Below are 19,951 nucleotides of genomic sequence, written 5' to 3'. Positions count from 1 at the left end.
AGCAAATTGTCTACCCTAGCGCCATGTCACCACGTCCTCGATTTTACGCATTCTTTGTCGTCTTGTTCCTGCTCTCTGTAACGGGTCTTGGCTGCCAAAATCCACCCATCGAACCCATTACGCACCTGCCAACTCAGGAGACAAACGAATATTATCCACCTAAATGGCAACCCTCAGAACAAGGCTTTGAATCCATCCTCATCACAAATGAAGGGAGCACCTCCACCATTGGCGCAATGTATGCATTTGATCCAACGATTTTTCGCTTTGCCATCGAAGTTGCTTCTACAAGCAAATCTGTTGCCGAATGGATGAATACCTCCTCTAGTCTCATCGCCGTGATGAATGGCGCCTATTTTCGTGAAGATGACTCCCCTGCTGGTTTATTGATTCATGAAGGTCTACCACAAAATGCAAGACGTTTTGATGCCGATAAAAGTGCCGTTATTCGCCTTGATCCTGAACCAGCTATTATTGATACCAACACCGAATATTCAATCGAAGGAACGCTAGAAGCGGCACAAAGCTATCCACCGCTTATTTACGATGGTCATTTTGTCATCACAGAAGACACAGGAAAAATGGCCCGCCGAAGTTTTGTCGGTATTCGTGATGACGGCTTTCTTGTACTAGGTGTGATCGCAAAACAAGAACTATCACTCTATGAGTTATCACAATTACTTAATAGAGAAGAATATCGACTCAACAGCGCTCTCAATATGGATGGAGGTTCTTCGACTGGATTATTTACACGCGATCAAAACCTACCCTTATTTAATAGCGTATTGCCCATACCAAATGTGATCAGCGTTTATAAAAAAAGCGACTAAGTCGCTTTTTCTGTTGACAATACAGCTATTCTTCCATCAAAGTAGCAATATATGAGCATACTTCTCTTTTTGTTAGGTCTCGGTATTTTGTTATGGGTTTCTAACCTTAGTAACCGTATTAATACCCTCGAAGCACTACTAAAAGACCAGCGAAGCGAAACTACTTATAAACAGCCTTCAACGGTACAGGCTTCGCCAGCGATTATTCAGACTCAGACAACAAAAGAAGAACAGCCTCAAACGAATACAACCGTATCAGAATCAAAATCTTCTACCGATTCCCCTTTTATCCTTTGGCTAAAAACCGATTGGCAAATAAAACTTGGTGCTTTTTTACTTTTGATTAGTTTTGGATGGTTTGCCCGTTATGCCTTTTTGCATGACTGGATTAGCGCCACGGGACGTATCATTCTTGGTATTGCGGCGGGTATTGGTATTGCTGCCTTTGGTACCAACCGCCTAAAGAGCGAGCGAACTCAAGGTGAAATTTTTCTTGTTCTTGGTTCATCCATTGTACTTGTAACGGTATTTGCAGCGCGTTACTACTATCAAATGTTTACGCCAATGATTGCCTTGGGCATGATGTTTGTGGCTTCTGCATTTGTGGCTGTCATGAGCGCAAAAGAAAAAAATGCTTTACTCGCATTTACTGGCCTTATCATGGGCGGTATTGCACCATTACTTACCTTAGCGCCTGAGACACAACCGCTCTCTCTATTTACATACCTTTTGGCCATTACACTTGGATCTATTTGGTTGGCTTACTTTCATGAACGTCGTGACATTGTTGCGGCTGGACTTGGTGTTTATGTCTATTATAGCCTCGTACATTTTAGTGGCAACGGAATAGAATCCCTTAATGTCATGATGCTTGCGCTCTTCTTTGTCTTTGCAGCGCTTTTTGCGGCAGCTAATATTACGAGCTATATCAAAAATAAAAAGAACGAACATAGTAGCGATATTTTTGTCGCTCTTATAAACAATATCATTCTTTTGATGTGGATTCTTGTACTTGCACCAGAGTCTTGGAAAATCGGTCTACTCCTTGCTTGGGCAGCGCTCTATGCAGGCTGTGCATTTGCTTGTCGTGTATTTGGTAGCACCAAAGAGCTTTGGTCGATGTACTATGGTTCAGCTATTACTTTGCTTGCTATTGCAACCGCTCAACAGTTTGAAGGTAATATTCTCATTATTGCTTTTACACTCGAAGCTCTCGCTATCATTGGTGCGACACATATCATCAAAAAAGATGGTGCTGTAACTCGTCGAATGACCTGGTTATTACTGCTTCCAACATTAATGTCATTGGACACCATCTTGAATACCGCCTGGATGAAAGGAGGGCTCACTCCACTTGTATCAACACTCAGCATAATCGCTGCTGCCTATATCGGGCTCGGTTTAGCTCTCAAATACCTTCTTGAGAAAAGTAAGGAGACCGATCATGTCATAAGAACGGTATTTATCATCGGTTCGGGTTATCTCTATATTCTCCTTTGGAAAGTGCTCCATGTTTGGCTTACTTTTGATATTGCCACCATGACTTCGCTTGTCATATATACCTTGGTTGGCCTTACAACTAACCTCTACGGACAATTGCATAAAAACAAAACGCTACGTCTCTATGGCGGTATTATGCTCGGCCTTGTTGTGACGCGTCTCCTAATTGTAGATATTTGGGAGATGGCTATACCGGGTCGAATCGTTACCTTCTTCTTGATCGGTACACTCCTCATGAGTACTGCCTTTATCGGAAGAGCAAATTCGCGTACTATTGCGCAATGACCATTAATACTTGGTTGAACAAAGCCCAAAAGGCTCTTCTTAAAGAAGCTCCTGACTCTGAGTCGGCTCGCCAAGAGGCGCGGTATATTCTTGCGCATACACTAAAAAAAGACCTTACTTGGACAGCCACTCATGAAACCGACTCACTCGGATTCTTTGACCTGTTCAAAGCTGATCTTGCCGTACTTGCACGCCGTCGTGGTAAGCCACTTGCTTATGTCCTTGGGAGTCAGCCGTTTTATGGGCGAGATTTTATGGTAAATAAACACACTCTCATCCCCCGCCCAGAGACAGAAGACATGGTAGACACAGCACTGACTATCATAAAAAATTTTAAACAGCCAATCGTTATTGACATTGGAACAGGCTCAGGTGCTATTGCCTGCACCATGGCCCTTGAGACAACAAATGCGCACGTCTATGCGACTGAGCTTTCGAAAAGAGCCTTGGTTATCGCAAAGAAAAACGCTGCTCTATTACAAGCGAATATTGAATTTACACACGCATCGCTTTTACCAGGTGATTTACGAGCGCGCTTATCCAGCGCAACGGGTGACGCCGTTCTTATTTGTGCAAATCTCCCCTATCTCCCAATGAGTGATAAGCGAGCTCTAGATCGTAGTGTGACGTCCTACGAGCCTCATGGCGCGCTTTTTACACAAGACGAAGGCATGATGCTCAATAAGCAACTTATCTTGCAGGTGGCAGAATGGCGCACCATCGAATACCGACCGATTACACTACTTCTTGAATTAGATCCCCCTCAAGCAACCTTACTAAGAGAATTTGCCGAAAAACATCTCGAGGACAGCAAAACAACGATCGTAAAAGATCGTTGTGAGCGTGAACGTTTTCTTCAAGTTGAGATCTAAACTCCGAGTCCGGCGTAGATTCTGCTATCGGTTGTAACTTCTACCCAAGTCGTGCCGCGGTTTAATAGAACGTCAGCACCATCGCGACCTTCAAATTTAAGTGGTTCGCCAGGTGAACGCTTCCAGCGGATCAAATACTGTTTACCGTCACGGTACATGGTTGCATCACCACTCCCTACGGTACGAACTTCGAGACGACCAACATCATCAAGCGTTTTCGCGTCTGTTAAAATCACGATGATGTTTTTTGCTTCAATCCAATGACCGTCGCGCGTGGTGGCTGCGGTATTTCTGGATTGTCGAATATAACGATTTTGTTCTTGGTCGTACTTCCAAAGAACATTGTAAGAACCACCATAAGGAATAGATACGGCGGACCCACTATCTCCGCGATCTGTGGTTGTCGCCTCATCTTGAAAGGACCAAGACTTTACCGCTTGCGTACTTGTGGCGTCCTTTTTGGACATATTTGCATAGAGATTTTCTATGGACGTATACGCATTATGTGGTGCATAACGACGATTATCTCTCCAAAATGACCAGCCATTTGCCATTTCGTTAATGTCATACAGGGTATTTGCAGAAAGTGTTTTTATTTTATCGAGAGCATCTGGACTCCCGCCAACATGAGCATAAGCCGCTTTATAACCCGAAGCCCAATCAACATAATATGGACGAGCGCTACGCACAGGTCCAATCTCATCTACCGTTGACGAAGAATCAAAGACCGCCATAAAACGCGTAATACCTCCTTCTACAGGTGCCTCAAAAACAACATTTGCTTTATCTAGGCCTGACCAGGGTCTTGCATCCACATGATTTTCTACCATCACCGCAATGGGACGAAGTGCTTCTTCTCCTCTTGGAACAAGTACACCATCTAAATAACGAGGTACATAGGCTTGCGTTGACGTGGCAACTATTTCATCTGTCGGTAATTGCGCATCCGGAGTCTGTCTAAATTGATCGTTTAAAATAAAGTAAAGCAGGGTGATCGACGCAACAAGAAACAAAACAGCTCCGACCACGATAGGTGTTCGGAACCGTTTCACTTGTTCGATCCGGGCCTCCAACCCGCGGATCAAATCTTGCATATTATTTTTTCGCTGCCTCTTCTTCAGCCTTTTTCGCTTCAGCGGCTTCTTTCTTAATATCTGCATCAGACTTAATAGCCGTGATGTCAGCAACGGGAGCGGCTTCCAAAGCCTCTAATTCTTCATCCGTAAGAGGACGTGAAACAGAAGCGATAGCGATCTCACCATCTGTTACAAGCTCAACACCTTGTGGAAGCTTAATATCTGAAACGGAGAGAGAGTCTTCAAACGTTGCGAGTGACTCAATACTGAGTTCGAGCTCATGAGGAAGATCCGATGGAAGACAACGTACCTCGACCTCATCAAGAGATTGAGCAAGAGTACCACCGTGGATTTTCACTGCAGCGGATTCGCCAATAAGTTTAAGAGGCACGGTAACCACCATCTTTTCTTTCATGTTTACTTGAAGAAAATCAACATGAATAGGGTTCATGGTAAGTGGGTGTACCTGAACTTCTTTGATAATAGCCTTTACACCAGCATCACCATCTACCGTCACATCAACAAGTGAGGATTGGCCTGCTGCGGCAAGTACCTTCAAAAATTCGGAGCGTGGCACCGAAATGACACGTGGCGTCGTACCAGCGCCGTACATAACGGCAGGAACACGACTATTGGCCAATTCATCTTTGGCGCGGCGACCGACCGAAGTACGGGTGGCGGCGGAGAGGGCGTAATTCATAAAAAATCGATAAAAGTGAGCAAAGATTACGCAAAAATGAGGATTCCGTCAAGTTAGCGTAAATATGGTCTATTTTAGCTTATATTAGCTATTTTTTGTCCTTCTTGGCATTGTTCGTGACGATAAAAGCTCCTGGCACATATCACCACTTCGCTCATGGATAGCGGTATACAGCTCAAGACACTCATCTGCCCCTACGGGCGCCGACCCCTGCAGCCTCAAGGCATCCTCGACTTTTAAGTCAGTGACAAGACCAACTGTACTTACCCAACCATGATGATCGGTAATGAAAGCGAGCATACAACGGCCACAATCAGGGCAGGTGCAATGAAAGAGCTTAGCCACTGGGCTTTCTTGAAGTAATTGAACGGCCGCCTCTTTATAGGAGGCTTTACATAACGGACATTCTACAACAAGGCGCGAAGGATGAAGACTCATATCCTATTCATACCCCGAAATAGACAGAAAGACAATATAAAACCCCACCTGATACTACAGGTGGGGTTTACTTATATCTCTTTAGATATCAAGATTTTTTACGTACTTCGCATTTGTTTGGATAAACTTTTTACGAGGAGCTACTTCTGAGCCCATAAGCATATCAAACACATTATTAGCCTTTTCTGCGTCATCCACTCTCACCTGCTTCATGCTACGAACTTCTGGATCCATCGTTGTCTCCCAAAGTTGTTCAGGATTCATTTCACCAAGACCCTTATAGCGTTGAATATTGATACCGCTGACAGTTTTTGTACCGGAATCGTCTTCTTCATTATCTGTCGCTTCTTCTGCGCCTTCTTCTTCGGCTTTTTCTGCGGCGGCTTTCTTTTTTGATTTTGCTTTATCTTCTTTCATTTTCATGAACTCATCGACAAAGGTATCGCGCTCTTCTTCACTAAAGGCATATTTAATCATCTTGCCTTTTGCTACACGAAAGAGTGGTGGCTGCGCAATATAGACATGACCTCCACGAATAAGCTCAGGGAAATATCGATAAAAAAGTGTGAGTAAAAGCGTACGAATATGAGCACCATCCACATCAGCATCTGTCATAATGACTACTTTGTGATAACGCAATTTATCGATCTCAAACATTTCTCCGATATTTGTCCCTAGCGCAATAACAAGATTTTTGATTTCGTTATTGGCAAGCATCTTATCGAGACGTGCACGTTCTACATTTAGAATCTTACCTCTTAATGGCAAAATTGCTTGTGTATCACGATTACGACCCATTTTTGCGGAGCCTCCTGCAGAGTCTCCCTCAACAATATAGAGCTCGCATTTTTGTGGATCGCGATTAGAACAATCTGCAAGCTTACCAGGCAGGGTCAAGCCTTCGAGCGCACCTTTACGCATTACTGTATCGCGAGCAGCACGAGCAGCAGCACGAGCACGTTGTGCAAGAACACATTTGCCGATAATAGCCTCAGCATCTTTTGGATGTTCTTCAAGATACATCGCAAAGGCCTCACTCATGACGGACTCTGTTGCGCCACGAACCTCTGGTGTACCGAGTTTACCTTTTGTTTGACCTTCGAATTGCGGCTCAGGGTAACGAACCGAAATAACAACCGTCATACCTTCGCGCACATCATCACCAGAAAGATTATCGTCTTTTTCTTTTAAGAGACCCTTTCCGCGTGCATAGGTATTAATGACACGCGTAAGCGCAGCACGAAAACCCTGCACATGCGTACCTCCCTCAGGATTAATAATGTTATTGGTAAACGCATACATGGTTTCTACGTACTCGTCTGTATACTGCAAACCAATAGAGATCTCACTCTTATCTACTTGTTTTTCTACAAAGAAAATATTTTCGTGCTTTGGTTGCTTGGTGTGATTGAGATGGCGAACGTAAGACTCTACACCGCCCTCAAAATAAAAAGCGTAAGCATCATGCTGCTTTGGTTCTCGTGTATCGATGGCAACAAGCTTAATCCCCTTTGTGAGGTAACATTGTTGACGATAATGATCGACGACGCGTTGATAATCAAAACCAATACCTTCTTTAAAGATCGTTGCATCTGGTCTAAAAATGATGGTCGTTCCGTGACGGTCACTTTTGCCAATTTTCTTTACTGGACCTTTGGCGGTACCGCAGGAGTAATGCTGCTCATATTTGCCGCCATCACGTTCAACGATAGCCGTAAACTCATCAGAGAGCGCATTTACAACCGAAACACCCACACCGTGCAAACCACCGGAAATCTTATAGCCACTCGCTTCGCCACCAAACTTACCACCGGCATGCAACTTGGTTAATACCAATTCGAGTGCCGAAACACCGTATTGTTTGTGCATGTCGACCGGAATACCACGACCATTATCAGAAACCGAAACGCGATCACCAGGTAGTAACGTAATAGTGATTTCGTCCGCGTGGCCTGCCATCGCTTCATCAAAACAGTTATCCGCAACCTCACGTAATAAATGAAATAAACCGTCGGGTCCTGTAGATCCGATATACATACCCGGGCGCTTACGCACCGGCTCGAGGCCTTCTAGTACCGAAATTTGTTCGGCACCGTATGAACCTTTTATCTTTTGTTTGTCAGTAGTTTTCGCCATAGAGAACGGCCCTAGTATAGCCTAAATTCACAGCGAGGTCGACAGGATTCGTCAAGGGTCTAGATGGTCGAAAGATATGTTATAATACGATCATGTCAGCAGACTATACAACCGGGAGCACCCTTTCAGATCGAGACCTTGAAATCGCGTCTTTTTGGGTAAAGCACCGCCTTACCCTACGAAGACTCGGCTATGGATCGATTATTGCTATTGGGTCTATGTTTTGGGCGTTTACGCTTTGGAGTCTGCTAGATGCATATGCGATCTCCTACCCGATTGAGTCACGTATTCATCTTCGTATTCTTCAAAATCAAAATGCCCTCGCACCGCTTTTTCTCAAAGGTCCAACTCCATTAAAACCTGCGGATAGCATTACTTTTACAAATACAGACGGTCGCCAAGACGTATTAGTTGAGATCGAAAATGCTAATACTGTTTGGTGGGCAGAGTTTGATTATGCTTTTGCCATTGGCGATCAACGAACAGACACGCGTCATGGTTTCATTTTACCAAAAAGCCGTCGGTTTATTACTGAGCCTGGTATAACACTTTCGGGACAATCCCCTGAGCTTATTATCGAAAACCTCCAGTGGAAACGTGTCACTCCAGATACCGTACCAACAACGATCGAGGATTTTGTCGCTTCACGAGAACCGCTTATCGAAGACGTCGCCTTTGCGCGTGATCAAGTGGTTGGCACACAACTTATCGGGAGAACAACGTTTACCGTAAATAATACATCAGCTTACGGATACTATGATCCAGAGTTTGTTATTGTGCTTTTACGTGGTGGCTCCCCTGTAGCAGTGACTCGTATCACCAAAGATAAACTCAATGCTGGAGAAATTATGCCTTTTGATATTCAGTGGTTTGATCAACCCGTTGGTATCACCGAGACCATCGTTCAAACAAATATCAATTATCTCAACCCTAATAGCTATATCCGACCAATAAACCAATAACTTGACGCTCGTGTTCAGCGAGCGCATTCTCTCTTTATGCGTTTATTGCTCGATTATCTTGAACGACTGGACTGGTTACTCTTTGCCAGCATGGCTGCATTAACGGCCGTAGGTCTTATTGCGATTTATGGCATCGGGATTTCTCAGGATCCACCGAACTTATTTTTGTTTTATAAACAGCTCGCTACCGTAGGCATTGGTCTTTTTTTGATTGCCGTCTTTGCCTTTATAGACTATCGCCAATTGAGATCGTTTGGATTCTTGCTTTTTGTTGCTGGCGCCGGACTTCTTATCTTGGTATTACTTTTTGGTAGCATCGTTAACGGTACGCAAGGTTGGTTTCGTATTGGCTCACTTTCTTTTCAACCTGTTGAAGTCGCAAAGATGACCCTTGCTTGTTATCTTGCCGCCTTTTTTGCTGGACGAGGCAAGATTCGTTTGAGCTGGCGTGATTTTGGCTTAAGTTTTGCTGCTACGGCTTTTTATGCCGGTCTCGTTTTATTACAACCTGACTTTGGTTCAGCCATGGTTCTTTTTGCGATTTGGGGATGCATGTCACTCTTTGCTGGACTTCCTCGATACGCCATCGTGATTTTACCTGTCGTTCTCTTAGCCTCATCAGCGGTATTATGGACGCAATTAGCGGATTATCAAAAAGCTCGTATCGAATCCTTTTTAGATCCATCTCTTGACCCTCGTGGATCTGGCTATAATGCTATTCAGGCACGCATTGCCTTTGGATCAGGTGGTTGGTTCGGTAAAGGTATTGGCGAAGGGTCGCAAGCCCGTTTACGCTTTCTTCCTGCTGCATCAACGGACTTTATCTTTGCTGTGGTTGGCGAGGAAATGGGTCTTGTGGGTGTCGCTGTGATTTTTGGTACATTAGGCCTTTTATCGGTGCGTTATATGAAAATCGCCTTTGAGTCCGAAGACGAATATGCAGCGCTTCTATTAATAGGTCTCGGTACAATTACTCTGGTACATATCACTGTTAATGCTGGCATGAACCTTGGCGTGATGCCTATCACAGGTATTCCGTTTCCGTTCTTATCAGCTGCCGCTTCATTCATGATCACAACGTATGCATCCATTGGTATCGCACAAAGCATCGCCGTACGTCGCAGACGATCTACAGACGCAGCCTCTGGCGGATATACATTTGATGAGGTTGGTATTATGACCATTATCCTAAAGTAACAAAAATCCTCCGAATCATTCGGAGGATTTTTTATATGGAGCCGAAGGCGAGAGTTGAACTCGCGACCTCTACTTTACGAAAGTATTGCTCTACCAACTGAGCTACTTCGGCCTGTATTCTTTCTGTCGTCACCTCGAGCGAAGCGCTCTGCCATAACTTACTTTATCAAAAATTCGTGGAAATATCATCTATTTTCAAAAACTATTGTTTTTGCATCTATCCACCTATTTCCTTGGTTTTCAACTATTTTGATATCTACATTTCTATCATCAAAAATCCTTACAAGGATTTTTTATCTCCCTCTCTAATTCTTTTTTTTTCATTTTTTATTTCATCCTTATGCAACCAAAAAACACTGTCCCCGCTTTTAACAACATCATCCATATAACTATCTAAAACTTTGTGCCTTTCATCGAGCGTAACTTTATAAGTTTTAATCGCTAAATGAACAACCGTTCCTACCTTGTTAATGATACTCTCTATGTTTCCAAAATATTGATATGGAAAAGCTTTTCCGAATAAGCTAATGAGTTTATCTTTGATGTTTTTTCAATATCATTATCATCCATAAAACTAAATACATCTATCACCTCATAATAGGTCTCGGTACAATTACTCTGGTACATATCACTGTTAATGCTGGCATGAACCTTGGCGTGATGCCTATCACAGGTATTCCGTTTCCGTTCTTATCAGCTGCCGCTTCTTTCATGATCACAACGTACGCATCCATTGGTATCGCGCAAAGCATCGCCGTACGTCGCAGACGATCTACAGACGCAGCCTCTGGCGGATATACATTTGATGAGGTTTGTATTATGACCACATCCTAAAGCAACAAAAATCCTCCGAATCATACGGAGGATTTTTGTATGGAGCCGAAGGCGAGAGTTGAACTCGCGACCTCTACTTTACGAAAGTATTGCTCTACCAACTGAGCTACTTCGGCCTGTATTCTTTCTGTCGTCACCCCGAGCAAGCGAAGCGCTGTTGAGGGGTGGAGCGGGTAGCGGGAATCGAACCCGCCTTTCAGCCTTGGGAAGGCCGCATAATAACCACTATACGATACCCGCATCGGATATCGCGCCACCTAGACAAAGTCTAAGCGGCGCGACTGTAACATGATCTTTTTTACGGTGCAAGCGACTTAAAATTTAAGATAACGCTTGGTTTTGTTATCCAAAACATCATTGAGCGCATCTTCAAAGGCAGTTGGATTACCCGTAGATTGCGAAAGCGTATCTCTTAATGTTTCTTCGATAATGGCCGGTTTTAAAACATAAAGTTTAAATTCATCGGTTGACCAACCAAATTGCTCACGTAAGAACGCGTCAATCTCACCTGCGTCTGTTGATGAAGCCTGAGCAAGAAGCTGCGTAAAGGCAGCGTCTACATCCTGAGATGTGACATTGAGGTTATGTGTTTTTGCGAGAGCATCTACAGCAGCAACGCGCAAAGCACGATCAAAAGCTTGCTGCTCTTCTACGGTGCCAAATTCACCCGTGCTACCGTCTTGTTTTGCCATTGGGCTATTTAAAAACGTACGCTCAGCTTTAGCATGCAAAAGATAAGAGCTATAAGGAATGGTCTCACCGTCTACAACAGCCATATCCATTCGAAAAAGATCAGCCACCTTTGCAACCGTTGTTGACTCTGAATGAACGTATCTCACCTGATAAAGGAAGGCGGTACAGATACCGAGTATCACAGCGATACCGATTAAGACACCCGAAACGATCATCACCTGTTTTTTTGTTGGTTGTTTTATCATAAAAATTAGAAGAAATAATCAAACCACAATGCTGGGTTGGAACGCGTCTCAGTGGTTGAGGATGGCGCCGGCGCCATCATAACACCTTGGTCCGTCCATGTAGAGCTTGCTCCGTCAAAACCCCTTAAGATAATGACACGCTCCCCAGGTTTTTTTAGGCCAAGTCTGGTACGAGCTTCTTTATCAAGCGCATCAGGAGAATCCAAGCGATTGAGTAATTCTGCCAGCTCAAGCTTACGACCTTCGAGTTGCTCAATTTCATTTTGCATACGTTTTAGCTCCTGATCAAATTTCCATTCGCTATACGTTTGACGGACCGATGAGACACTCACCAAAAAAAACAAAAAGAGACTCACAATCACAAATAAAGACCAGCGCTTTGTGTTCTTTGCTTGTGACTTGAGATTCTTTGACTCCATGGGCGGATTATAGCATTTTTCGCGTCTCTTTCAACGATTCAACAAATTGATCTGCGGCTGTGACGCTTCTGAGCGAAAACTGCTGATTTTGACCACCTTTTACCGTTATCGAGGATAAAGCAAAAATCCGTCTCCAAGAACCTCGTTTACGCGCTTCTACATGGCGCGTCTCAGAAAGTGGCATTTCTTCTACCGTACGAGACCAGAGTCGTTTGCGACGCAATAACAATAATCGCTTATTCGTTAATACAAGCGCCGTACCATCCCAACAGGCAAAGCCTTGAAAAATCCCATAGAGGCTCGCGAGCACAAGGACAACCGCCAAGAGGATACCGATCCAACCACCACGCAAGAGAAAGAAAAGAAAAAAAGAAACAATGCAAAGTACAATCCCCCAAGGCAATACTTTGAGCCAAAGCTCAGAAGCATGAAGACGCACAATCTTTTGTACAATCTCATCTTCTTTTAACCGACAAAGAAATCTCAAATCTTTCATAATGACATCATACCGCGAGATGAATAGCTTCGCGAGCTTCTGCTTCTTCGCTCCATGGTTGCTTACTGCCATGAGCGCCGCAAATCCATGCCTCATTACCTTTACCTGTAAGAATAACCGCATCACCCGGTTTTGCCTGTTTCATCGCAAACCGAATCGCTTCACGACGATCTTGCAAAAGAAAGAGGTCTTTTCCTTCTTGTTTACCTGCGGATCTTGCACCGTCTGCCACCTGATCAATAATCTCGGCGGGATTATCATCATAAGGATCTTCGTTTGTTACAACGACAATATCCGCGTGCTTTGCAGCGAGCTGCCCCAAAATAGGACGGCGTGCAATATCACGGCCACCGCCACATGAACCCAAAACATGAATAATCGTCCCATGCTTTGAAGCTTCAAAAGCTTCGTAAAATCGCTTAAACGATTCTGGCTCTGGCGCATAATCAATAATCACCTCATAAGACTGACCCTCTTCGATACGCTGATAACGACCAGGGATGACTTCAACAGATTCAAGGCCTTTTATAAGATCAGACAAAGCAAAACCACATTCTTTACCAACAAGAAGAGCGGCCAAGGCATTTGCAAGATTATAGGCTCCCGGTAATTTTAATTGTAAGTCATGACCATTAATCACCGCATGCACTCCCCGTTCTTGCAGGGTAAATGTATCAGGACATAAATCACTTTTGCGCTCAAGGCTATACCAAAGTGTTTTTATCCCCTCTACCTGATAGTAAGAAGCGTGTTCATCATCAGCGTTTAAAATGATCGCTTTTTCTACCGCCTTACCATGAATCAGTTTTGTTGGTTGTTTTGCCAAGTGCGTGAACAAAAGCTTTTTGGCTTTTTTATAATTCTCAAAGCCACCATGTGCCTCAATATGCTCTGGCGTAAGATTGGTAAAAACACCAATATCATAAGCAATGCCCTCGTGACGATACTGAATAAGCCCCTGAGATGATGTTTCGATAATCACATGTGTACAGCCCGCGTCCTTCATTTGACGTAATAACTTTTGCAAAGCAAATCGGCCTGGCATCGTCATCTTCATGGTATTTTGTTTTTCGATTTTACCAATCTTCATGAGAGCTGTTGTCGTGCAGCCTGCCGTCACACCCGCGCCCTCAAGTGCCTTTGCAATAAGATACGTTGTTGTTGTCTTACCATTTGTACCAGTAACACCTATAACAACCATCTCTCGAGAAGGGTTACCGTAATACAAAGCTGCCACGTGAGCGATAACCCGGTGGTAAACCGCGATCAATGAAGGCGGAACAAGAGCTTTAAGTTGATGTAGCATAGTCGTTATAATCCATACGTGATCAGTGAAAGAAAAGCAAAAACAAATGAGAACAAAAACAATGCGAGAGCAAGTGGTGTGAGCCACATCCAGGCTACGGCTTGAGCGAGTAGTAATGACGCTACCCCAATGGCCTGTAATACCATCTTGATTTTACCGTAATTATTTGCTGAAACATATATCCCCTGCTGTTGCCTTCTGATGGCATTAGCAATGATTAGTAACTCAAGCAAAACCAAGGTAAAACAAACCCAAGGATCTAAGCCTTTCCAGATAAGATAGACTGCTACCGTAGCGATAAGCAGCTTATCCGCCGTCGGGTCAGCGATCGTCCCCCAAAGCGTAATCTGCGAACGCGTACGCGCAAGACTGCCGTCCAATAAATCAGTAATGGCTGCAAAGACAAAAACGATAAAAGACGCTATCCATGACTGTCTCCATAATAAAAACAAAACAATAGGTATTAAAATAATACGTAAAACTGTTAGGTGGTTCGGCTCAACCCATTTCGGTACAAACCAAAAGAGCCGCGCCACAAAACGGTCATGTGGATATAAACGAATATTATCATTCGTCATCAGGGGCATAATAGAATCATAGCATGTCTCACCATAGCTCGACACAATAGAGATAGCGCTATATCAAAGACGTAAAACTTGCTAGGCTATGCCCATGATTGAACGTTTTGACCGAGAGGGTTTTTGGCTAGGACTATGGCTTGCGATCTCAGCAATCCTCGTCATTGTATTGCCTGGTCACATCGTAAGTCTTTCGATGTGTTTTGCTAGCATCTTGCTCGTTGCCTATTCGGCGAGCAAGCGATTATTGCCCACCAGTGGTCAAATAACGAGTTTTATCATTCTTATTGGCACAATACTCGGTGGACAGAGCTTGCTACTCACATTTGGCTACTATCTATCTGTACCACTAAACGCCTATATCCTTTCTTTTGCTACTCTCTTGTCTGGTGGTTTGATTGCATTTTATAGCAGCTACTTTCATGACGTGGATAAATCCACCTTCATCAAATCAACCCCCTATTCATCAATTATGGGCATGGTGGGTGCGCTTGTCACTATAGTATTAACGAGTTTTGTTTTACGTAATGCAGCGGCTCATGCCACGAGTGACGCCATCAGAAGTCCTTGGCCCTATCTTCACCCATTACTTCCGTTCATATTAGGTATTCTTTTTTTGTTACCATTACTCCTTTCGAAAAAAACACAGCGTACGTATTGGCTGCTTCCTGCAGCAGGCGCTGGGCTTATTGCCCTCAGTCTGATTACATCCCTCGTCTATACGCAAGGCTTTGGCTTTGATGGTTTTCTTCATCGCGAAAGCACGCGGCTCCTATTTGAAAACGGGACTCTACAACCAAAGCCATTTTACTATATTGGTCAATACACCTTGGTGGTTTGGATAAAACAATTCTTCGATCTCTCAATCAATACCATTGATCGTTATCTTTTGACGGGTCTTACGACGTTTCTTATCGCGGCATTTGCCATCGATCGTAAAAGGAGAATCCTTTCTCAAGATCTTTTAGCACTTCTTTTTTTGCCTTTGAGCTGGCTTATTTCAACAACGCCGCAATCTCTTTCTTATCTTTTTGGATTTACGTCACTTCTTCTGCTACCGCGATATAAAGACGAAACCTATTCTGTACTACCTGCTTGGATTTTTGCTACATGGTCACTAGCAACACATCCTTTAGCGGGATTGCCATTTGTAACCGTCCTTGCCGGGATGACGATCGCGCACAAGAAACCTCAGCTCTGGCGTACATGGATGAGTGTGATTACCGCTTTCGGTGCAGCATTTGCCGTGCCAGCCGCCTTCTTTGTTTTTAGTCTTTTGGGTAAGCAAGCTATCACTTGGGATTTTGCTAAGCTTTTAGATTTTTCCTCACTACAAGCGACTCTACATTCATTATTGAGCGCACGAGCCAACGCCTCTATGTGGCCAGATTGGGTAGATCTTGTTGCTTTGGTAGTACCTCCACTTACCTTACTCTTTGCAATACTTGGCTTAAGTAAATCAGTCGAAGAGCCACAAGAGCGATCGTTTTATCAACTATTAACATTTTCTGGAGTCTTTTTGTTTATCAGTGGCTATCTCATGCGTATTGTTGGGGACTTTTCTTTTCTTATCGCCTATGAGCGAAGCAACTATGCTGATCGATTGTTTACGATTGGCTTAATCCTATTAGCGATACCCGCGGCAAAAGGTCTTTATCAACAGCTACAAAAATCACGGCCAGCACTCGTAAGTAGCGCTGTACTTGCATCACTGCTCTTCTGGCAGTCTGCTCGTGTATACAATGCTTTTCCGCGTCATGATGCTGGAGTCATTAGCCATGGCTGGAGTGTTGGTCAAGCAGACAAAGAAGCTGTCGTTTGGATTGATCAAGACGCTCAACAACGTCCTTATGCTGTATTAGCCAATCAAAGCATGAGTGCCGCCGCTATCGAAGCTCTTGGCTTTAAGCGATATGTTGATGATGTGTTCTATTATCCTATCCCAACAGGCGGAAAACTGTACGAACGTTTTTTACGTATCTCTTCAGAAAATCCTACGATAGACACCATTAAAGAAGCTGGCCGACTCACAAACTCACGTATCATTTACGTAGCAATCCACAACTACTGGTGGGATGCAGAACGCGTAAGAGGACAATTATCCTCTCTTGCAGGCAATGAACATGATATCGATAACGGTGCGATTACTCTGTATCGTTTTGATCTTGAATAAGCTCTTCTACAAGCGTTGCGAAGTTATACGCATAATCCGCAAAAACTCGTTTACGTGCTAATTCGTACATTTGTAGAGCCTGAGAACTATAAAAGGCTGGTTGCTTGTGAAGCTCTACCGCTTCTAGCCAAGCCTGCTCATCCCATGGATGACAAAGTGTACCCGCTCCATCAAGGGTTTCGCGGATACCTCCAATATCTGAAGCAATAACGGGTAATCCAACCGAGGCTGCCTCGAGAATGACGGTTGGTTGATTTTCGACAATGGTTGATGGCACGAGTAGTACGTCTGCTTCTTTCATCATTTGTACAACGCTATCTGGGCCATCATTTGGTACGTAGAGAACATGACTTTCTTTCGGTATCGAAATATATTGTGTTGGTGGATACGTAACGGTAACAGCGCAATCTATCGCATGACTCGCTAACCACTCAGCCATCGCAAGACCTTTTTCTTGTGTTGCACCAATAAGTAAAAGCGAAAGCGGCATTCTTGGCGAACGCAATACAAATTGTTCTTCTGGAGCAGGGTTAGGCAAGATCGCGACTTCACTTCGCGTAAAAAATCCACGTCGACGGTGCTCTTCGTAGAGCCATTGTGTAGGACAAATAACGGTTTGCGGATCACCAAAAACAAAACGTCGCATCCCTCCCCAAACGTATTGCCACAATGTGATGCGCTCTGCGTCTTTTAAGCGTCCCGATGGCTCAAAGAGCTGAACATCGTGCAATACATGCACCCATTGTGCTCCCGTCTTTGCGATCACGGCTTGCGGAGTACCAAATCCACAACCTGTAAGATTTTCAGTGATGAGTATATCCGGGTTCCAAACAACAATCTCACTCGTAACCGTAGAACGCGAAAAAAGATCACGAAAATGATAAAAGAGCCTTGAAAGAATCGGCTTATCAAACCAGGTAATCGGTGGGCAAAAAACCCGGACTTCGTGTCCTGCGTCTAGAAGGATTTGTTCATGCCACGAAGCGATTCGTCCTCCCCCACCTCGCATAACCGGAGGAAAGGCATTTGTTAAAAGAGCTATTCGCATACTTGTCGATACATCTCCATGAGTTCGCTGGTATGCGCTTCATAACCATACTGCAATGCATGCTTACGCGCTTCAATAGAAAATTGCATACGTTTTTGTGGATGAGAAAGGACATCCGTTAATGCATCAGCAAGCAACTCGCTATCGTTAGGCGGAACAAGTAAACCCGTCTCATCCTGACGAACTACCGTCCGAACACCTGGTAAATCCGAAGCAACAACCGGCAAACCACAAGCCTGTGCTTCAAGCGCGACTAATCCAAATGCCTCCGCCTGACTCGTAGACGGAAAGGCAAAGACATCAGCCGAGCGATAAAGCGATACGAGCTCATCTACACGAACGCGGCCCATAAAGTGAACGCGCGAGGCAATCCCAAGCTCTCTTGCTTCTGCTTCAAAATCCGCACGCTTATCACCGTCACCGACAATAACAAGATGTGCTGCGCTATCTATCATGATAAAAGCCTTAAAAAGCACTGATAGCCCTTTAAAGGCATGCGCTTCATCGAGTCCACCCACAAAAAGAATGGTTGGATCAGACTCGCCGATCATCAATCGTTCACGCTCGTCTAACCCTGGAGAAAATTTTACGGTATCAATTCCAAAAGGCAACTCTTGAAACCGATCTGGGTCTTTACGAAAAAATCGTGCTACTGATGCATTGCGAGCATAATCAAATGACGAAACAATGATACGTTTCCCTAGACGTAAAATAGCGTTTTGAAAGAAGAATCTGTGCAAAGCAAATATCCAGCCACGCACGGTCTTTTTTGCCGTCGCATCCATATGATACGTGATGACGATTGGCGGTAAATCCATCCCAGCAAATAAAAGCTGCTCAGTAAATCCATAATAAGGATAATGTAAATGCAATACATCGGCCGAAGACACAAGTTCACGCCATCCCTCAAGAAGAGATGCATTTCCAAACCGCCATGCCGTTGGCAATCGATGCACAAACGATCGATCATAGTCGGCTAAAACTGTAGAAGCATGGTGACCCGCCGGGAGTTCAGGAGCAATAAGTCGAGCATCAACGCCATGCGCACGAAGACCGGTGACTTCACGTAAAGCTACTTGGCCAATTCCTCCAATTTCTGGAGGCGCGACACAAGCAATATGAATAACTCGCATACTCAAATTCTACTCTTTTGGCGCAAGATCGCGAAGAGCATCTGCACGTACCAAATCCGTAAGTTTTCGCTCTAAGCGATCTATCGCTAAAAATGCTTGAAAAAGAAGAATACAAACAAAAGCCAAAACAAGATACGTGATCACGTCGACACCACGACCGACACCAACCAAACGTGCTAAGCGACTAGCAACCTCTGGTTGCCAAACGATAATTGTACCCGCGATCCACAAAAGCGACCAACTGATTGATTCGATACGACTTAAAACACCTTGCGACGCTCGTCGCCACACCAAGGCAAAACCAGCAAGCGCGATAAGAGTAAGTAAAAATTGAATAATCATAGTTTATCGTTGAAAAGCTCCAAGAATTAATTGCCAAACTATAACAAACGCATCCGTTGCTTTTTGTCCTTTTGCTAGTGTGTCCTCTGTATAACGAACGGTTGTTGGGATTTCCTTCCAGCGCAGTGATGAACGCGTAACAAGTCGCAATATCTCGGAACAATGCGCCATACGATCTTGTCGAAAATCAATCGTTCTCGCTGCTTGAGCGGTCATTGCACGATAACCACTTTGTGGATCTGTTACTTGCGAAGAAATCCCGAGTGCGAAACGATTGAATGTTTTTGCCAAGGCCAAAACATATCTTCGATGTTTTGGCATACCAATAGCCTCTGCACCTAAGAACCGAGATCCAAAAACAACTTCACTCCCCGCTTCGATTTCTTTCAAGAAAAGCGGGATGGCCGCAGAGTCGTGCTGCCCGTCTGCATCAAGATGGATAATGCAATCAGCCCCAAGACGAAGCGCTGCCTCCGTACCTGTACGCAATGCTGCGCCCTGACCTCGATTTACAGCATGGCGAAATACAATTGCTCCAGCCTCTTTTGCTGTTTTGGTGGTGATATCTGTAGAACCATCATCAACGACAACCACCTCATCAACGAATGGCTTTACCTCATGAATCACATGAGCGATACGCGACCCTTCAAAATAGGCCGGAATAACCGCAATTACCTTCATACCACTA

20 protein-coding genes and 3 tRNA genes are annotated in these 19,951 nt (G+C 44.3%); 7 read left to right on the top strand and 16 right to left on the bottom strand.

The window, feature by feature from the left end:
- Positions 1-23: 23 nt before the first annotated feature.
- The 3 genes from H6759_01455 to H6759_01445 are packed head-to-tail and all read left to right on the top strand — an operon-like array spanning position 24 to position 3,487.
- Positions 24-830 carry a phosphodiester glycosidase family protein gene (locus H6759_01455; GenBank protein USN52723.1) on the top strand — a complete coding sequence of 269 codons (807 nt, stop codon included), beginning with the start codon at positions 24-26 and terminating at the stop codon, positions 828-830.
- A gap of 51 nt (positions 831-881) precedes the next feature.
- Positions 882-2,615 carry a DUF2339 domain-containing protein gene (locus H6759_01450; protein USN52722.1) on the top strand — a complete coding sequence of 578 codons (1,734 nt, stop codon included), beginning with the start codon at positions 882-884 and terminating at the stop codon, positions 2,613-2,615.
- The gene (locus H6759_01445) at positions 2,612-3,487 is read left to right on the top strand and encodes a peptide chain release factor N(5)-glutamine methyltransferase (protein ID USN52721.1); all 876 of its coding nucleotides are present in this window, start codon (positions 2,612-2,614) and stop codon (positions 3,485-3,487) included. The genes H6759_01450 and H6759_01445 overlap by 4 nt, the downstream gene beginning before the upstream one ends.
- On the opposite strand, the gene H6759_01440 is transcribed toward H6759_01445, so the two are convergent.
- The 4 genes from H6759_01440 to gyrB form a co-directional block, all read right to left on the bottom strand.
- On the bottom strand, positions 3,484-4,539 hold the full coding sequence (locus H6759_01440) for a DUF3048 domain-containing protein (protein ID USN52720.1): 1,056 nt from the start codon (positions 4,537-4,539) through the stop codon (positions 3,484-3,486). The two genes, H6759_01445 and H6759_01440, sit on opposite strands and share 4 nt — an antisense overlap.
- Before the next feature lie 43 nt (positions 4,540-4,582).
- A complete protein-coding gene (locus H6759_01435) occupies positions 4,583-5,263 on the bottom strand; it encodes a 50S ribosomal protein L25 (GenBank protein ID USN52719.1) in 681 nt (226 codons plus the stop codon).
- An 84-nt stretch (positions 5,264-5,347) separates the two neighbouring features.
- Entirely contained in the window at positions 5,348-5,701 is a 354-nt protein-coding gene (locus H6759_01430) for a hypothetical protein (protein ID USN52718.1), read from the bottom strand.
- 81 nt (positions 5,702-5,782) lie between these two features.
- A complete protein-coding gene (gene gyrB, locus H6759_01425; GenBank protein USN52717.1) occupies positions 5,783-7,837 on the bottom strand; it encodes a DNA topoisomerase (ATP-hydrolyzing) subunit B in 2,055 nt (684 codons plus the stop codon).
- A 92-nt stretch (positions 7,838-7,929) separates the two neighbouring features.
- Here gyrB and H6759_01420 point away from each other — a divergent pair, with 92 nt between their 5' ends.
- Entirely contained in the window at positions 7,930-8,799 is an 870-nt protein-coding gene (locus H6759_01420; GenBank protein ID USN52716.1) for a hypothetical protein, read from the top strand.
- Positions 8,800-8,835: 36 nt separating this feature from the next.
- Positions 8,836-9,996, top strand: a complete 1,161-nt coding sequence (locus H6759_01415) for a rod shape-determining protein RodA (protein ID USN52715.1) — start codon at positions 8,836-8,838, stop codon at positions 9,994-9,996.
- 36 nt (positions 9,997-10,032) lie between these two features.
- Here H6759_01415 and H6759_01410 read toward each other — a convergent pair.
- Positions 10,033-10,108 (bottom strand) — tRNA-Thr (locus H6759_01410).
- Between the two features lie 443 nt (positions 10,109-10,551).
- On the opposite strand from H6759_01410, the gene H6759_01405 reads away from it, so the two are divergent.
- Positions 10,552-10,830 carry an FtsW/RodA/SpoVE family cell cycle protein gene (locus H6759_01405; protein USN53022.1) on the top strand — a complete coding sequence of 93 codons (279 nt, stop codon included), beginning with the start codon at positions 10,552-10,554 and terminating at the stop codon, positions 10,828-10,830.
- A gap of 40 nt (positions 10,831-10,870) precedes the next feature.
- Here the strand turns inward: H6759_01405 and H6759_01400 are convergent.
- From H6759_01400 to H6759_01370, 7 genes are all read right to left on the bottom strand, one after another.
- A tRNA-Thr gene (locus H6759_01400) sits at positions 10,871-10,946 on the bottom strand.
- Between the two features lie 49 nt (positions 10,947-10,995).
- Positions 10,996-11,070: transfer RNA gene (locus H6759_01395), tRNA-Gly, on the bottom strand.
- A 74-nt stretch (positions 11,071-11,144) separates the two neighbouring features.
- On the bottom strand, positions 11,145-11,768 hold the full coding sequence (locus tag H6759_01390) for a hypothetical protein (protein ID USN52714.1): 624 nt from the start codon (positions 11,766-11,768) through the stop codon (positions 11,145-11,147).
- A gap of 5 nt (positions 11,769-11,773) precedes the next feature.
- A complete protein-coding gene (locus H6759_01385; GenBank protein ID USN52713.1) occupies positions 11,774-12,187 on the bottom strand; it encodes a septum formation initiator family protein in 414 nt (137 codons plus the stop codon).
- Between the two features lie 7 nt (positions 12,188-12,194).
- On the bottom strand, positions 12,195-12,683 hold the full coding sequence (locus tag H6759_01380) for a hypothetical protein (protein USN52712.1): 489 nt from the start codon (positions 12,681-12,683) through the stop codon (positions 12,195-12,197).
- A gap of 7 nt (positions 12,684-12,690) precedes the next feature.
- Positions 12,691-13,989 (bottom strand): UDP-N-acetylmuramyl-tripeptide synthetase, encoded by a 1,299-nt coding sequence (gene murE / locus H6759_01375; GenBank protein ID USN52711.1) that lies wholly within the window; start codon positions 13,987-13,989, stop codon positions 12,691-12,693.
- A gap of 5 nt (positions 13,990-13,994) precedes the next feature.
- Complete coding sequence (locus H6759_01370) at positions 13,995-14,567, bottom strand: CDP-alcohol phosphatidyltransferase family protein (GenBank protein ID USN52710.1); 573 nt, start codon at positions 14,565-14,567, stop codon at positions 13,995-13,997.
- 94 nt (positions 14,568-14,661) lie between these two features.
- Between H6759_01370 and H6759_01365 the strand changes: the two genes are divergently transcribed.
- Positions 14,662-16,740 carry a hypothetical protein gene (locus tag H6759_01365; protein ID USN52709.1) on the top strand — a complete coding sequence of 693 codons (2,079 nt, stop codon included), beginning with the start codon at positions 14,662-14,664 and terminating at the stop codon, positions 16,738-16,740.
- Here H6759_01365 and H6759_01360 read toward each other — a convergent pair.
- Genes H6759_01360 through H6759_01345 form a run of 4 tightly spaced genes read right to left on the bottom strand, consistent with a single transcriptional unit; the run spans position 16,712 to position 19,944 of the window.
- Complete coding sequence (locus H6759_01360) at positions 16,712-17,788, bottom strand: glycosyltransferase family 4 protein (protein USN52708.1); 1,077 nt, start codon at positions 17,786-17,788, stop codon at positions 16,712-16,714. The genes H6759_01365 and H6759_01360 overlap by 29 nt on opposite strands.
- The gene (locus tag H6759_01355) at positions 17,779-18,921 is read right to left on the bottom strand and encodes a glycosyltransferase family 4 protein (GenBank protein ID USN52707.1); all 1,143 of its coding nucleotides are present in this window, start codon (positions 18,919-18,921) and stop codon (positions 17,779-17,781) included. Before H6759_01355 ends, H6759_01360 begins: the two co-directional genes overlap by 10 nt.
- Positions 18,922-18,930: 9 nt before the next feature.
- Entirely contained in the window at positions 18,931-19,263 is a 333-nt protein-coding gene (locus H6759_01350; protein USN52706.1) for a DUF2304 domain-containing protein, read from the bottom strand.
- Between the two features lie 3 nt (positions 19,264-19,266).
- Positions 19,267-19,944, bottom strand: coding sequence for a glycosyltransferase family 2 protein (locus tag H6759_01345; GenBank protein USN52705.1), 678 nt, complete (start codon positions 19,942-19,944; stop codon positions 19,267-19,269).
- Positions 19,945-19,951 lie beyond the last annotated feature (7 nt).

The sequence above is a fragment of the Candidatus Nomurabacteria bacterium genome, from assembly GCA_023898425.1.
GTDB lineage: Bacteria > Patescibacteriota > Patescibacteriia > 2-12-FULL-60-25 > 2-12-FULL-60-25 > HK-STAS-PATE-2.
Note: the sequence above shows the minus strand (reverse complement) of the source record. Positions and strands in the feature narration are given on the sequence as shown.